Genomic DNA, 14,741 nt, shown 5'->3' with positions numbered 1-14,741 from the left:
TTTCACCGTAACCGGGCGCGCACTGACATATACCCACGTCAATGGCGCCGGGCCTTTCATGAGGGCAAGGAGGGTTACTGAACGGCTTCGATGCGCTTGATCAGGTCGGCATAAGGTGCGCCGTATTTTTCGCGGATCGAGGCGGTTGCCTCATAGAAAGGTTTCTTGTCGACGGTGATGAACTTGACCCCGGCGGCCTTGAGTTTTTCTTCACTGCTGGCCGTCTTCGCATCCCACAAGATGCGTTCTTGCGCCTGTGCGGCTTTGGCGGCTTTCTTCACCAGCGTCTGCTGCTCGGGGGTGAGTTTTTCCCAGGTGATTTTCGACATCACGATAGGCTCGGGCAGGATCAGGTGGCCGGTCAGGCTGTAGAACTTGGCGTTTTGATAGTGGTTGTGCTCAAGCAGCGTTGGCGGGTTGTTTTCTGCGCCATCGATCACACCGGTCTGCAAGGCACTGAAGATTTCGCCAGTGTCCATCGCGATACCGTTACCGCCCATGGCGTTGATGGTTTCGATGAACATGGGGTTACCCATTACGCGGATCTTCATGCCTTTGAGATCTTCGGGGTTGTTGACCGGTTTTTTGGTGTAGATGTTGCGAGTACCGCCATCCATCCAGGCCAGGGCAACCAGGCCAAACTCGGAATCGGTGATTTTGGCCAGGATCTCGTCGCCGACTTCACCGTCAATGACCTTGCGCATGTGCGCCTGGTCGCGGAACACGAACGGCATGTTGAACACGTTCACGTCCGGCACCACCGGCCCGACGATACCGAGGCTGACCCGCGCCATCTGAATGGCGCCGACCTGGGCTTGTTCAACCACTTCTTTTTCCGAGCCGAGCACACCGCCGGCGAACATCTTGAAGGTCAGGGCGCCGTTGCTGTCGGCCACCAGAGTTTTGCCCAGTTGCTCCTCGGCCACCACAGTCGGATAACCAGTGGGGTGGATGTCGGCGAATTTGATTTCCAGCGCCTGAGCGGCACTGCTGAGGGTGAAGGCCAAAGGGAGTGCAGCGGCGAGCAAGGTGCGTTTGAAGTCCATGGGGGTGTCTCCAGTTTGTTATTTTTTTTGTATTCAAGGCGCAAGGGTGTAGCAGGAGCGGTTAAAGCAGATCGTTGAACAGCGGTTCCGGTAAACCTTTGACGCCGGGATTGAGCGCAAACACGCCGCCGGCCAGTGATTGCGGGTCATCGTCGTCACCGGGGCGGATCGAGGTCACGAACAGCGTGTCCAGTCGACTGCCACCGAAGGCGCACATGGTGGGTTTTTTCACGGGCACGGCGAGGGAACGGTCCAGTCGACCGTCCGGGGTGAAGCGGTGAATCAGCCCGGCGTCGTTGGCGCAGATCCAGTAGCCGCCTTCGACATCGACCGCTGCGCCGTCGGGGCGTCCGGGGAATTGATTCATGTCGACGAACAACCGCCGATTGGATGGCGTGCCGCTGTCGATGTCGTAATCGAAGGCCCAGATCTGCTGGACCAGAGGATGGGAATCAGACAGGTACATCGTCCGGCCGTCCGGGCTGAAGCCCAGGCCGTTGGGCACAATGAACCCGCCGAGTTGCGCTTCGAGCGGTCCGCGTTGCCCGGCGCTGTAGCGATACAACGTGCCATCGGCGGCGTTGGCGCCCATGTTCAGCACCATGCTGCCGGCCCAGAAACGGCCCTGACGATCACAGCGACCGTCGTTCAGGCGCATGTCGACGCGGGCGTGATCGACGTGGGCCAGCAGTTCGCTGTCGAGGCTGCCGTCGTTGTGCGGCTGCAAATGGAAGAAGCCGCTTTCCATCCCGGCCACCCAACCGCCATCGCGGTGACGGGCGATGCAGGCGAGCATTTGTGGGGCTTTCCAGGCATTGACATGACCGCTGTCGGCGCTCCAGCGCTGCAATCCACCGGCAGGAATATCCACCCAGTACAGGGCGTTTTCCTCGGGGACCCAGACCGGGCTTTCTCCTACCGCGTTACGGGCATCAACAATCAATTCGGCTTGCATGGCAACTCATTCCCTTGGATTTTTGTTGTGGGGATCAAGTGAAGTCAGCGGTTTCAGTCACCGAACGGGCCGGACGCCACAAACGCGCCACCCTGGTAAACCATGCCCGGGTCGTCTGCCGCAGGCATCGGCTGCGCTTCGACTTTTTCGCGGAACACTTCAGAGCTGTCCTGCGGTGCATAGCCCAAGGCGGTCGCGAAACGGTTGTCCCACCAGACGTTCTTGTTGTCCGACATGCCGTACACCACGGTGTGCCCGACGTTCGGCGCGTACAGCGCGCGTTCGAGCAAGTGGGTCAGGTCGCCGAAACTCAGCCAGGTGCTCATCATTCGGCGGTTCTGCGGTTCCGGGAACGAGGAGCCGATGCGGATGCTGACGGTCTCGATGCCGTAGCGATCTAAATAGAAACTGGCCATGTCTTCGCCGTAGGACTTGGACAAGCCGTAATAGCTGTCCGGGCGGCGAGGGCAGTGGGCGTCGATGATTTCGCCTTGCTTGTAGAAGCCGATGACGTGGTTGGAACTGGCGAAAATCACCCGTTTCACGCCATGGCGGCGTGCGGCTTCGTAGATGTGGAAGACGCCACAGATGTTGGCACCGAGGATCTCTTCAAACGAGTGCTCCGTCGAGACGCCGCCAAAGTGCAGGATCGCGTCCACCCCTTCGACCAGCTGGTGGACGGCCTGCTTGTCCGCCAGGTCGCATTTGACGACTTCTTCGCGATCATCGATGGACGGGGACATGTCGGCGATGTCCGACAGGCGAATGACATTGGCATAAGGGCGCAGGCTTTCGCGAAGCACTTTACCGAGGCCACCGGCGGCACCGGTCAGCAACAGGCGATTGAAAGGGGCTGTAGAAGTGGTGGTCATGGGAGTCCCTTGGGGCGCTATTATTGTTGTAGGTTGTCGTATGACTTTGTTGAAGTATCGTAAGGCTTTCCGAGTCTTGTCAACGCGACTTTGGTTGAAAATGACGGAGGGTCATTTCACACATCCCTGTGATAAGAGGATCTTCTGACCACAGGATTGATGTGAGCCCGCAAGGGATGTCTGCCTTACAGCAACGAAATCGGGTAACTGATGAAAATGCGGTTTTCATCGAATTCGTTGGTGCTGAAGCTCTTGCGGATGGTCGCGTTGCGCCATTTGACGTTGAGGTTCTTCAGCGGGCCGCTTTGCACGGTGTAGGCCAGTTCCGACTCGCGGCCCCACTCCTTGCCATCGGTGATCGTCCCGGTGTGCACGTTATCGCCGCTGATGTAGCGGTTCATCATCGTCAGGCCAGGAACGCCGAGGGCGACGAAGTTATAGTCGTGACGCAACTGCCAGGATTTTTCCTTGGCGTTGTCGTAGCTGGAGTTGTAGCTGTCGTTGGCCAGGGTGCCGCCGCTGGTGCCGTTGACCCGCATCCAGACATCGTCGCCGCTGAGTTTTTGCAGGCCGACGTAGAAGGTGTTGCCGCCATATTTGGCCGAGAGCATGGCGAATGCGGTTTTGTTGTCGAGGTCGCCAGCGAAAGCGCTGCCGTCTTCCTTGCCGATGAAGTAACCGAGGTTGGCGCCCAGGGTCCAGTCGCCGATGGGCTGGCTGTGGCTCAGGTTGAAATATTGCTGCTGGTAAATGTCGCTGAGTTCCGAGTACCAGACGCCGACCTGGGTGCGCTTGTCGTTGAACGCGTATTCGCCGCCGCCGAAATTGAAGCGGTCCGAGGTGAACGCGGCCTTGGTGTTCATGGACATGTCTTCCATGCTCGCATCGTTGCGCGGGCTGTTCTGGCGGAACTGGCCGCCGTAGAGCGTCAGGCCACTGATCTCGGTGGACGTCACCTGGCCGCCACGGAAGGTTTGCGGCAGCGAGCGGCCGTCGTCGGAGCGCAGGATCGGCAGCACCGGCATCCATTCCCCGACCTTCACTTCGGTTTTGGAGATTTTGCCTTTGAGGGCCACGCCCATGCGGCCGAAATTGTCGGCCGGGCGGCCGTCGTCGTGGATCGGCAGCAGCTGGGTGCCGCCTGTGCCTTTGCCGCCGTCGAGTTTTTGCGAGTACAAGCCCAGCACATCCACACCGAAACCGACCGGGCCCGGGGTGAATCCGGACCTGGCGTCGAGGATGAAGTTTTGCGTCCATTCCTCAGCCTTGCCCTGGGGATAGGCCGGGTTGGTGTAATTGCGATTGATGTAGGCGTTACGCAGGTTCAACGTGGCTTTGGCGTCATCAACGAAACCTTCTGCATAGCTGGTCATCGGCAAGGCGAAGGCCAGGCCGCTGCAACCGATCAGGCTCAGGGTGGTGCGGCATACAAAGGTCGGGCGAGGGGTGCTGGCGAAGGAATTGCGGACGAGTTTGCTCACAGTGACGCTCCCTTGTTTCTTGTTGTTTTTATTTTTTGTCATACGTCGTCGTACAACATTGGGGCGATTATTTGCGGGCCGTTCAGGGATTGTCAATCAGAAGTTATACGATGACTTGCTCCGGTGTGCTCGAATCCCTGTGGGATCCGGTTCGGCTCACGATTGTCGGGGGCAAGGAGCCGAGGAGGCACCGCCGCCGCCTCGGAGGCCGGTCGAAAGGAGCGCCGGTTTACCTGCGCGTGAAGTTTCGTTTTTCCCTTGTCGCCGCGAGCTAGAGCGGATGCTAGTCTTGGCCAACGCTGTTGTCAGGGAGCCCTCATGGGCAATCACAAGATCGAGATTCGTCGCAGTAACGTCGAGAAGATTTTGCTGGGGGCTGAAAAGGTCTTCGCCGAAAAAGGCTTCGGCGGCACCGCCATGGCCGACATTGCCGCCGAAGTGCAACTGCCGCGCTCCAACCTGCATTACTACTTCAGCACCAAAAGCGAGCTGTACAGCGCCGTGCTGTTGGGTTTGCTGGAAGTGTGGAAGCAGGACGCGCTGTGCTTCGAGATGTTTGATGATCCGCGCGTAGTGCTCAGCAGCTACATCCGCGCCAAGATGAACCACTCGCGCAGCCGGCCTTATGGGTCGAAAGTCTGGGCCAATGAAATCATCCACGGCGCCCCCACCCTGGGCGTAGCGCTGGACGCGAGCCTGTACGACTGGGCCAAGATGAAAGAAGCGAAAATCCGCCAGTGGGTGGACGACAAACGCATCCTGCCGGTGGAGCCTTCAAGCCTGCTGTACATGATCTGGGCGTCGACCCAGCATTACGCGGACTTTGATCATCAGGTGAATATCCTCAACGACCATCAGCCACTGTCGGACATGCAGTTCGAACGGGCGGTGCAGACGGTGACGAGTGTGATTTTGCGCGGGATCGGGTTGGAGCCTTGAGGTTTGCGGTGCGGCTGACGGCCTCTTCGCGGGCAAGCCTCGCGCCTGCAGGGCCAGCGTCGATTAATTAATCGTGGATCGACACAAAACCTGTAGGAGCGAGGCTTGCCCGCGAAGACGCAGGCGAAGGCTCAGGCGACGCAGATCTCAAACGGCAACATGGTAGGGATTTCGTGGGTCATGATTCCAATCCAGAAACGGCTTGCCGTTCTCCATCGGCACCATCTCGATGCAATCCTCCACCGGGCAGGTGATCTGGCACAGGTTGCAGCCGACGCACTCATCATCAATCACTTCATACTTATGCGTTCCGTCCGCTTGCTTCAAACTGGCTACCGCCTGGTGCGAGGTATCTTCGCAAGCAATGTGGCAGCGTCCGCAGCCAATGCACGCGTCCTGATCAATCTTCGCAATCACTTGATAGTTGATGTCCAGGTACTTCCAGTCCGTGGTATTGCCCACTGCGCGACCGGAAAACTCCGGGATGCTGGCGTAACCCTGACTGTCCATCCAGCGTGACAGACCGTCCTTCATCTCCTCGACAATCCGGAAGCCATGCAGCATCGCCGCGGTGCACACCTGGACCGAGCCGCTGCCCAGGGCGATGAATTCCGCGGCATCACGCCAGCTGCCAATGCCGCCAATGCCGGAGATCGGCAAACCCTGAGTCTGCGGATCACGAGCGATTTCGGCGACCATGTTCAGCGCAATCGGCTTCACTGCCGAACCGCAATAACCACCGTGGGTGCTTTGGCTGCCCACGGCGGGATTGGCGACCATGCGCTCCAGATTGACGCTGGTGATCGAGTTGATGGTGTTGATCAGCGACACCGCATCGGCCCCGCCGCGATGGGCTGCACGGGCGGCGACGCGGATGTCGGTGATGTTCGGCGTGAGCTTGACGATCACCGGCAGCGAGCAATAGGTCTTGCACCAACGGGTGACCTGCTCGACGTACTCCGGCACCTGGCCGACCGCCGCGCCCATGCCGCGTTCCGGCATGCCGTGGGGACAACCGAAGTTCAATTCGATGCCGTCGGCGCCGGTGGCTTCCACCAGCGGCAGGATGAACTTCCACGACTCTTCGACGCAGGGCACCATCAGCGACACGATCAGCGCGCGGTCCGGCCAGTCCTTTTTGACCTGGGTGATTTCCCGCAGGTTGATCTCCAGCGAGCGGTCGGTGATCAGCTCGATATTGTTGAAGCCCACCACTTCACGGTTGGCACCGAAGAGCGCGGAGTAACGCGACGACACGTTCACCGCTGCCGGGTCTTCACCCAGGGTTTTCCAGACCACGCCGCCCCAGCCAGCCTCGAAGGCACGAACCACGTTGTAGGCCTTGTCGGTCGGCGGCGCGGAGGCCAGCCAGAACGGATTCGGCGATTTGATGCCGGCGAAGACAATCGAAAGATCGGCCATTTACGCAGCCTCCACGTTGAGCATCAGTTGAGCGTTGATGGCCTCGGCCGCCCGTTTGCCATGCTGCACGGCTTGCACGGTGAGGTCCTGATCGAGGCTGGTGCAGTCGCCACCGGCATACACGTCGGGAATGCTGGTACGCAGCTGTTCATCAACCTGGATTCGATCACCCTGGCGTTTGAGTTCGCGTGCCAGCGGATCGGCGAGGGCGCTGGCGTCGAAGGCCTGGCCGATGGCTTTGAAGATCGCGTCGGCGGCCAGCTCGAAGGTTTCGCCGGTGGTTTGCAGACGGCCGTCCACCAGGTGCGTGCGGGCGAAGCGCATGCCGCGCACGTTGCCTTGGTCATCGAGCAGCACTTCTTCGGGTTGCGCCCACGTCAATAAGCGCACCTGATTGGCCTTGGCAATGTCCTGCTCGTGACCGGTGGCGCCCATTTCCTCGACACCACGGCGGTACACCAGATTCACGTCGTGAGCGCCGAGGCGGGCCATTTGCACGGCCATGTCGATGGCCGTATTACCGGCGCCGAGGACGATGCAATGATCGGCCAGCGGCAATTGGCTCAGGTCATCGGCCTGACGCAGTTCTCGGATGTAATCGGTGGCAGCGAGCAGGCCGGGGGCGTCTTCGTGAGGCAAACCGAGTTGCTTGCTGGCGGCCAGGCCGAGGCCAAGGAACACCGCGTCGAATTGCTGATGCAGTTCGCTGAGGGTCAGGTTTTCGCCGAGTTTCTGGCCGTGACGGATTTCGATGCCACCAATCTGCAGCAGGAACTCAAGCTCTTTCTGCGCATAGTCATCCACCAGTTTGTACTTGGCGATCCCGTATTCGTTGAGGCCGCCAGCCTTTTCCCGTGCTTCGAAAATCACCACGTCGTGGCCATGCATCGCACTGCGGTGAGCGCAGGACAACCCGGCCGGGCCGGCACCGACCACAGCGATGCGTTTGCCGGTGGTGGCGGCGCGCTGGAAGGGGTGTTCGCTGAAGTGCGCGTTGTCGACGGCGTAACGTTGCAACAGGCCGATCAATACCGGTGCGCACTCGTGGTCGTTGTTGCGCACGCAGGCTTGCTGGCAGAGGATTTCCGTCGGGCACACCCGTGCGCAGCTGCCGCCGAGGATGTTCGCCGAGAGGATTTTCTGCGCGGCGCCCTGGACGTTGTCCTGATGGATGTTGCGGATGAATGACGGGATATCGATCTCGCTCGGGCAGGCATTCACGCACGGCGCGTCGTAGCAATACAGGCAGCGCGAAGCTTCCAGATGCGCCTGACGGTCGTTGAGTGGCGGTGCCAGGTCGGTGAAGTGGCCGGCAAGGGCGGCCGCATTCTCATAGGGATGCGGGAGGTGGTTCAGGGACTTGATCACGGTGTTGGCCTCACGGTTATTGAGGTACTGCCTCTGATGGGCATTGGTTTTGTGTTGTCGCGGCCGGCCTCTTCGCGGGCTAGCCTCGCTCCTGTTTTTTGGAATGCGTGCCACTGTAGGAGCGAGGCTTGCCCGCGAAGGCCGAAGGCCTCGATTTTCAGCGTTTCACGGCAGTTGGCTTATTCTGCTCAGCCCGCTTGCTCAGCAAGTCAAACACCGCCGGATACGCCGGCCGTTCGACATACCGCCCGGCACCACGCTCAGCGCGCAGATCACCATCGGCCCACACCACTCGGCCCTGGCTCACGGTATGGCTCGGCACACCGCGCACGGTCTTGCCTTCGAAGATGTTGAAGTCGACCTGCTGGTGGTGAGTCTTCGCCGAAATGGTCCGCGTGCCCTCCGGATCCCACAGCACCAGGTCCGCATCAGCGCCCACGCGGATCGCACCTTTACGCGGGTAGAGGTTGAAGATCTTCGCGGTGTTGGTGGAGGTCAGCGCCACGAAGTGCTGCATCGACAAACGGCCGGTGTTGACCCCCTCATCCCAGAGCACAGCCATGCGGTCTTCGATACCGGCAGTGCCATTGGGGATTTTGCTGAAGTCATCTCGCCCGGCGGCTTTTTGTTCGGCACAGAAGCAGCAGTGGTCCGTGGCGGTGGTGTGCAGGTTGCCTGATTGCAAACCGTGCCAAAGCGCTTCCTGGTGGCCGCGAGGACGGAAGGGCGGGCTCATCACGTAACCGGCGGCGGTCTGCCAGTCCGGGTGTTGGTAGACGCTGTCGTCCAGCAGCAGATGCCCGGCCAACACTTCGCCGTAGACCTGCTGGCCCTTGCTGCGGGCATAGGTGATTTCGTCCAGCGCTTCCTTGGTCGAGACATGCACCAGGTACAGCGGCGTGCCCAGGGTTTCAGCAATGCGGATCGCCCTGCTCGCGGCTTCGCCTTCCACTTGAGAAGGTCGCGACAGTGGATGCGCTTCGGGACCGGTGATGCCCTGGGCCATCAACTTGCGTTGCAGGTGATAGACCAGCTCACCGTTTTCCGCATGCACGGTCGGAACCGCGCCCAACTCCAGGCAGCGCTCGAAACTCGCTACCAGGGTGTCGTCGGCGGCCATGATCGCGTTCTTGTACGCCATGAAATGCTTGAAGCTGTTGACCCCGTGCTGGCTGACCAGCTCCGCCATTTCCTCGCGCACCTGTTCGCTCCACCAGGTAATGGCGACATGGAAACCGTAATCCGACGCCGACTTCTCAGCCCAGCCGCGCCACTGATGAAACGCCTCCATCAAGGATTGCTGCGGGTTGGGAATCACGAAGTCGATAATCGACGTGGTGCCACCGGCAAGGCCTGCCGCAGTGCCACTGAAAAAGTCTTCGCTGGCCACGGTGCCCATGAAGGGCAGTTGCATGTGCGTGTGCGGGTCGATGCCGCCGGGCATCAGGTATTGGCCGCTGCCGTCGAGCACTTCGGCGCCGGCCGGAACATCAAGATTGTCGCCGATGGCTTTTATCACGCCGTCGGCGCAATAGACGTCGGCGCGATAACTTTCATCATGGGTAATAACGGTGGCGCCACGGATCAACAGAGACATTCCGAGTTCCTCGCAGGCAATGACCGACTTATGTCGGTTCTAAATGTTTTATATGAAGCCGGCGCAAACAGGTGTATTCCTGTCAGCGCTGTCAGGAATAGAAACTAGTCTGAGTTTATGGAATGAGCAAGAATATTTTTTATAAGCTTATTGCTGTTTTAACATATTGATAAATAACGATTAAATTGTGAAATCACCAAAATGGTGTGGTCCTGAACCATTTTGACGCACTTGACAGGTTCTCAAAATGAACGAGATTTCTTATGTGAAATCAGCTGCTTGAGGATGGTCTATGGTTGATGCGCAACTTTGAAAAAAAAGACCCATGCACCAGATTGAGCCCTGACGGTTCGGACAACTTGCCCGGCATTCGGCCTGAGTGAACAGGCAAGTAACCGAGGGACTATTTGGACGGTATATAAAAACTGATAAACATCAGTTGGTTGCGAAGTTTTTGTGGAACTGCCCGATGCGCAAACGGGGTGCCCGGCACGCTTATTGATGCCAACAGCCCCTGATGAGCAAAAAATAATTCAAAGAACAGTGGAGCGGCCATGCAACAGATCAGATCGCAAGTGACCGAGCGCGACGGCTTGTTTGAGCTCGAAGCCGGCAGCGACGTCCTCGACAGTCCCCGTTACAACCACGACATGGCACCGACCAAGGTGCGTGAACGAACCTGGAACAAATGGCACATTACCGCCCTGTGGGTTGGCATGGCGATTTGCGTGCCGACCTACACCCTCGGCGGCGTACTCACCGCTTATTTCGGTCTGAGTGTCGGCGAAGCACTGCTGGCGATTCTGTTCGCCAATATCATCGTATTGATCCCGCTGACCCTGAACGCTTTCCCCGGTACCAAGTACGGCATTCCGTTTCCGGTGCTGCTGCGTTCGTCCTTCGGCATCCTCGGCTCCAACGTTCCTTGCCTGATTCGGGCGCTGGTGGCGTGCGGCTGGTTCGGCATTCAGACAATGTTTGGCGGACTGGCCATTCACCTGTTTCTCGGCTCGGTGTTCGATGGCTGGAAAGCCCTCGGCGGCACCGGCGAGGTGATTGGCTTCATGGTGTTCTGGGCCTTGAACCTGTGGGTGGTGATTCGCGGTGCGGACTCGATCAAATGGCTGGAAACCCTTTCGGCGCCGCTGTTGGTGCTGGTGGGCGCAGGCCTGCTGGTGTGGGCCATGCCGAACGTGTCGATGACCGAACTGATGGCGATCCCGCCCAAGCGCCCGGAAGGGGCCAGCGTGGTCAGTTACTTTGCCGCCGGGCTGACCGCGATGGTCGGGTTCTGGGCCACGTTGTCCCTGAACATTCCGGACTTCAGTCGTTATGCGAAAAGCCAGAAGGACCAGATCGTCGGGCAAATCATCGGACTGCCCCTGACCATGTTCCTGTTCGCCTCGCTGGGCGTGGTAATGACGGCGGCCTCGGTCAAACTGGTGGGCGTCAGCGTCTCCGATCCGGTCACCCTGATCGGTCACATTCAGAGCCCGGTCTGGGTCGCGGTGGCCATGGCGCTGATCATCATTGCCACGTTGTCCACCAACACGGCGGCCAACATCGTGTCGCCGACCAACGATTTCCAGAACGTCGCGCCCAAGCTCATCAACCGCACGAAGGCGGTGATCCTCACTGGCCTGGTCGGCCTGGCGCTGATGGCCCATGAGCTGTTGAAGAAGCTTGGATTGATCGTTTCGGATCTGAGCCTGGAGACGGTTTACTCCAATTGGTTGCTGGGCTATTCGAGCCTGTTGGGCCCGATCGCCGGGATCATGGTGGTGGACTATTTCCTGATCAAGAAACAGCAACTGGACTTGGTCGGTCTGTATCGCGATGACGTGTACCCGGCGTGGAACTGGTTCGGGTTTATCGCGTTTGGCGTGCCGGTGGCGTTGACGCTGCTGTCCCTGGGCAGCGACGCGTTCAGCTGGTTCTACAGTTATGGCTGGTTTACCGGCTCGGCGCTGGGGGGCTGATTTATTACGGGTTGTGCTCGATGCGGCCTAGCGCGTCAATCGCGAAATCTGCGGCGTGAGCACTGGCCTCTTCGCGGGCAAGCCTCGCTCCTACAGGTTCGCGTATTCCTTGCAGGAGCGAAGCTTGCTCGCGAAGACGGCCTCAAAAACACCAAACAAATATTCATAAGAACTGCCTGAGGAGATCACCATGAACGCTGCTGTAGACGTTCTGCAGTCCACCCATCAGCACATCAACCGCGACCGCTTGTGGCAGTCGCTCATGGACCTGGCCAAACTCGGCGCCACGGTCAAGGGTGGCGTCTGTCGCCTCGCCCTGACCGACCTCGACCGTCAGGCCCGGGACATTTTCGTCAACTGGTGCGAGGAGGCCGGATGCACCGTCAGCGTCGACGCCGTCGGCAACATCTTCGCCCGCCGCCCCGGCCGCAACCCGAACCTGCCCCCGGTGATGACCGGCAGCCACATCGACACCCAACCCACGGGCGGCAAGTTCGATGGCTGCTTCGGTGTGCTGGCCGGCGTCGAGGTGCTGCGCACCCTCAACGACCTCGGCGTGGAAACCGAAGCGCCGCTGGAAGTGGTGGTCTGGACCAACGAAGAAGGCTCGCGCTTCGCCCCGTGCATGATGGGCTCCGGCGTGTTCGCGGAAAAATTCACCCTCGAAGAAACCCTGGCCAAGGTCGATGCCGATGGCGTCACCGTTGGTGAAGCGTTGAATGCCATTGGTTACGCCGGCTCACGCAAGGTCAGCGGCCATGCCGTCGGTGCCTATTTCGAGGCGCACATCGAGCAAGGCCCGATCCTCGAAGACGAACACAAAACCATCGGCATCGTCATGGGCGCCCTCGGCCAGAAATGGTTCGACCTGAAACTGCGCGGCGTCGAAGCCCACGCCGGCCCGACGCCAATGCACCTGCGCAAGGACGCCTTGGTCGGCGCTGCCGTGATTGTCGGCGCAGTGAACCGCGCCGCTCTCGGCCATCAACCTCATGCCTGCGGCACCGTCGGATGCCTGCAAGCCTATCCCGGCTCACGCAATGTCATCCCCGGCGAAGTGCGCATGACCCTGGATTTCCGTCATCTGGAACCGGCGCGCCTGGACTCGATGATCGCCGAAGTCCGTGAAGTCATCGAAACCACCTGCGAGGAGCACGGCCTGACCTTCGAACTGACACCCACCGCCGACTTCCCGCCGCTCTACTTCGACAAGGGTTGCGTCGAAGCGGTACGCGGGGCTGCGCAGGGTCTGGGGCTGTCGCACATGGACATCGTCAGCGGAGCAGGGCACGACGCGATCTTCCTCGCTGAACTCGGCCCGGCCGGGATGATCTTCGTGCCGTGCGAAGGCGGCATCAGCCACAACGAAATCGAAAATGCCGCGCCGGATGATCTGGCGGCAGGGTGTGCGGTGTTGTTGCGGGCGATGCTGGCCGCGTCGGCGGCGATTGCCAGCGGCCAACTGGCGGCCTGAAGCGCGAACATGATCGTAGACTTTGGCTGCGCCTGCGCCTGCGCCGCTGGAGCCTACGATCTACAGTGATTCGGTTACACGCCTGCCCGGATACGAGAAACCCCGGGTAGATCGGATCTACCCGGGGTTTCCTGTTTCAAACGGCCCAAAGCCGTTAATCAATAGCGCTGATACTTCGAACCAAACTCAGGGCGGTTTTCCGCGACGTAGAGTTTGCTGGCCTGACTGTCTTTGTGATCGACGCCGACAGTGTTCACGTTCAATGTTGCCGGTTGGCTGACTTTGGCTGCCGCAACGACTTGCGAGGTGGCATGTGGGGCGGCGATGGCGGATGTAGCGCCAAGAACCGACAGGGCGAAACCAAGACCAATGATGCTTTTCATGATGTTGCTCCAGTAGAGTGGGGAGAAGATGTGGCCACTGTAGTGCTGGAGCGTCGCGATGAGAAAACACCCTTGCGCATAGTTGATATCGAGCGCGTTGATCCACTGTCAGCGGGGGGTGGTGTCGCTGGGCCAACGCTGCCTGAGTCGTTCGAGACGTCCGTCGCGTCTCATTTCATCCAGCGCCTGTTGCCAGCGCGCCACCACCACCACGCCGCCTGGGGCCGGCTCGCGTCCACAATTGATCTCTGGCGGTTTGCAGAGTTTGATCAGTAACGCTGATATTTGGAACCGAACTCAGGACGATTCTCCGCGACGACAACACCCCCTTGTATGGCATTCTTCGGGTTGATCGACGCGACACGTTCGCGCAGTTCTTGCAGGCGATCCGCGCCACCTTCAGCCACACGCTCACGAAGCTCTTGCAGGCGATCAGCACCGCCTTCGGCAACGCGGTTCTCGATCAGGCGATCGGAACCACCTTCAGCAACACGGTTGTTTTGCAGGTTTTCAGAGCCATATTCAGCGACGCGATTCTGTTGCAACCGGTCCGAGCCACCTTCCACCAACAGTTGCTGGATCTGGCTGTGGGACGCAGCGCTGACGGTATTGGCCGACGCCAGGTTCGACAGGCCGAGGCCGCCAACCAATGCCAGACCGAGTACCAGGGACGAGACTTTCGAGAAGTTGAACATGGGTGATTCTCCGTGCGCTTGAATGTGTGTGGGTCGGTAGCTGCTGCTATCCGGTGAACACAGTTAAACGCCCGGGTGTATCGGTGATGTGTGCTTGAACGCGCTGAAATCGGCTTATACGTATCCGTTCGGGGTTCTTATACAGACGGATACAAAACCCTTGCCCCAAGCTGCGACAAGGGTTTTGCCGCGAGGGTGAGCTCAGCGCACAGGCCGCCGCCTTCGCATGGCGTTGAACGCCTTGGCGGCATGGGCGACTTCGGTCGGGCCTTTTTCGTCCAGATGCACCGCGTGGGTGTTCGGATCCTAGGTGTCCACTGCCTGGGCGAGGATCAATAAAAGGGTCAGTTGCACCAGCAGCACCATCGGCAGCCCCGAGGACAACGGCATCACCGATGGCCGGACGTCGATGGTCAGCGGGCTGCCGTCGGCGAGTTTCAGGTGTGCCTGGAAGTGCTGTTGCGCACCTTGGATGCGAGTAAACGCCAAGGCATATTGCGCACCGACAGCGTCCGTGGCCAATGCAGGTA

Annotated in this window: 11 protein-coding genes and 3 pseudogenes; 3 read left to right on the top strand and 11 right to left on the bottom strand. The window is 59.8% G+C overall.

Annotation, left to right across the window (positions count from 1 at the left end):
- Positions 1-74: 74 nt before the first annotated feature.
- The 4 genes from HP062_RS07455 to HP062_RS07440 all read right to left on the bottom strand — a co-directional run bounded on the left by HP062_RS07455 (position 75) and on the right by HP062_RS07440 (position 4,354).
- A complete protein-coding gene (locus HP062_RS07455) occupies positions 75-1,046 on the bottom strand; it encodes a TRAP transporter substrate-binding protein (RefSeq protein ID WP_010455104.1) in 972 nt (323 codons plus the stop codon).
- A gap of 61 nt (positions 1,047-1,107) precedes the next feature.
- Positions 1,108-2,001: an SMP-30/gluconolactonase/LRE family protein gene (locus tag HP062_RS07450; RefSeq protein ID WP_172791167.1), complete on the bottom strand. Its 894-nt coding sequence runs from the start codon at positions 1,999-2,001 to the stop codon at positions 1,108-1,110.
- A 53-nt stretch (positions 2,002-2,054) separates the two neighbouring features.
- Positions 2,055-2,873: an NAD(P)-dependent oxidoreductase gene (locus HP062_RS07445; protein WP_172791166.1), complete on the bottom strand. Its 819-nt coding sequence runs from the start codon at positions 2,871-2,873 to the stop codon at positions 2,055-2,057.
- A gap of 185 nt (positions 2,874-3,058) precedes the next feature.
- Positions 3,059-4,354: an OprD family porin gene (locus HP062_RS07440; protein WP_010455098.1), complete on the bottom strand. Its 1,296-nt coding sequence runs from the start codon at positions 4,352-4,354 to the stop codon at positions 3,059-3,061.
- 318 nt (positions 4,355-4,672) lie between these two features.
- On the opposite strand from HP062_RS07440, the gene HP062_RS07435 reads away from it, so the two are divergent.
- On the top strand, positions 4,673-5,293 hold the full coding sequence (locus tag HP062_RS07435) for a TetR/AcrR family transcriptional regulator (protein WP_010455096.1): 621 nt from the start codon (positions 4,673-4,675) through the stop codon (positions 5,291-5,293).
- A gap of 147 nt (positions 5,294-5,440) precedes the next feature.
- On the opposite strand, the gene preA is transcribed toward HP062_RS07435, so the two are convergent.
- From preA to hydA, 3 genes are all read right to left on the bottom strand, one after another.
- Positions 5,441-6,715: an NAD-dependent dihydropyrimidine dehydrogenase subunit PreA gene (gene preA, locus HP062_RS07430; RefSeq protein ID WP_010455094.1), complete on the bottom strand. Its 1,275-nt coding sequence runs from the start codon at positions 6,713-6,715 to the stop codon at positions 5,441-5,443.
- Positions 6,716-8,083, bottom strand: a complete 1,368-nt coding sequence (locus HP062_RS07425) for an NAD(P)-dependent oxidoreductase (protein WP_172791165.1) — start codon at positions 8,081-8,083, stop codon at positions 6,716-6,718.
- A 157-nt stretch (positions 8,084-8,240) separates the two neighbouring features.
- The gene (gene hydA / locus HP062_RS07420) at positions 8,241-9,680 is read right to left on the bottom strand and encodes a dihydropyrimidinase (RefSeq protein WP_010455090.1); all 1,440 of its coding nucleotides are present in this window, start codon (positions 9,678-9,680) and stop codon (positions 8,241-8,243) included.
- Between the two features lie 554 nt (positions 9,681-10,234).
- Here hydA and HP062_RS07415 point away from each other — a divergent pair.
- Together HP062_RS07415 and HP062_RS07410 are read left to right on the top strand one after the other, a co-directional pair.
- A pseudogene (locus tag HP062_RS07415) lies at positions 10,235-11,718 on the top strand (NCS1 family nucleobase:cation symporter-1).
- Between the two features lie 131 nt (positions 11,719-11,849).
- Positions 11,850-13,133, top strand: coding sequence for a Zn-dependent hydrolase (locus HP062_RS07410; protein ID WP_172791164.1), 1,284 nt, complete (start codon positions 11,850-11,852; stop codon positions 13,131-13,133).
- Between the two features lie 158 nt (positions 13,134-13,291).
- Here HP062_RS07410 and HP062_RS07405 read toward each other — a convergent pair whose 3' ends face one another.
- The 4 genes and pseudogenes from HP062_RS07405 to HP062_RS07395 all read right to left on the bottom strand — a co-directional run.
- On the bottom strand, positions 13,292-13,516 hold the full coding sequence (locus HP062_RS07405; RefSeq protein ID WP_010455083.1) for a hypothetical protein: 225 nt from the start codon (positions 13,514-13,516) through the stop codon (positions 13,292-13,294).
- A gap of 108 nt (positions 13,517-13,624) precedes the next feature.
- Positions 13,625-13,720: pseudogene (locus HP062_RS31000) on the bottom strand (ABC transporter substrate-binding protein); the annotation flags it as partial.
- A 65-nt stretch (positions 13,721-13,785) separates the two neighbouring features.
- Entirely contained in the window at positions 13,786-14,211 is a 426-nt protein-coding gene (locus HP062_RS07400; RefSeq protein WP_172791163.1) for a hypothetical protein, read from the bottom strand.
- Between the two features lie 216 nt (positions 14,212-14,427).
- Positions 14,428-14,724 (bottom strand): annotated as a pseudogene (locus tag HP062_RS07395) (two-component sensor histidine kinase); the annotation flags it as partial.
- Positions 14,725-14,741: the final 17 nt, after the last annotated feature.

This window comes from Pseudomonas sp. B14-6 (genome assembly GCF_013260315.1).
In the GTDB taxonomy this organism is placed as follows: domain Bacteria; phylum Pseudomonadota; class Gammaproteobacteria; order Pseudomonadales; family Pseudomonadaceae; genus Aquipseudomonas; species Aquipseudomonas mandelii.
This window is presented reverse-complemented; position numbering and strand designations above follow the sequence as displayed.

What these genes read in the sequence shown, in the direction of transcription:
- HP062_RS07445 (WP_172791166.1), bottom strand. Translation starts at nt 2,873, where the DNA reads ATGACCACCACTTCTACAGCCCCTTTCAATCGCCTGTTGCTGACCGGT.
- HP062_RS07435 (WP_010455096.1), top strand. Translation starts at nt 4,673, where the DNA reads ATGGGCAATCACAAGATCGAGATTCGTCGCAGTAACGTCGAGAAGATT.
- HP062_RS07450 (WP_172791167.1), bottom strand. Translation starts at nt 2,001, where the DNA reads ATGCAAGCCGAATTGATTGTTGATGCCCGTAACGCGGTAGGAGAAAGC.
- HP062_RS07410 (WP_172791164.1), top strand. Translation starts at nt 11,850, where the DNA reads ATGAACGCTGCTGTAGACGTTCTGCAGTCCACCCATCAGCACATCAAC.
- preA (WP_010455094.1), bottom strand. Translation starts at nt 6,715, where the DNA reads ATGGCCGATCTTTCGATTGTCTTCGCCGGCATCAAATCGCCGAATCCG.
- HP062_RS07455 (WP_010455104.1), bottom strand. Translation starts at nt 1,046, where the DNA reads ATGGACTTCAAACGCACCTTGCTCGCCGCTGCACTCCCTTTGGCCTTC.
- HP062_RS07405 (WP_010455083.1), bottom strand. Translation starts at nt 13,516, where the DNA reads ATGAAAAGCATCATTGGTCTTGGTTTCGCCCTGTCGGTTCTTGGCGCT.
- hydA (WP_010455090.1), bottom strand. Translation starts at nt 9,680, where the DNA reads ATGTCTCTGTTGATCCGTGGCGCCACCGTTATTACCCATGATGAAAGT.
- HP062_RS07400 (WP_172791163.1), bottom strand. Translation starts at nt 14,211, where the DNA reads ATGTTCAACTTCTCGAAAGTCTCGTCCCTGGTACTCGGTCTGGCATTG.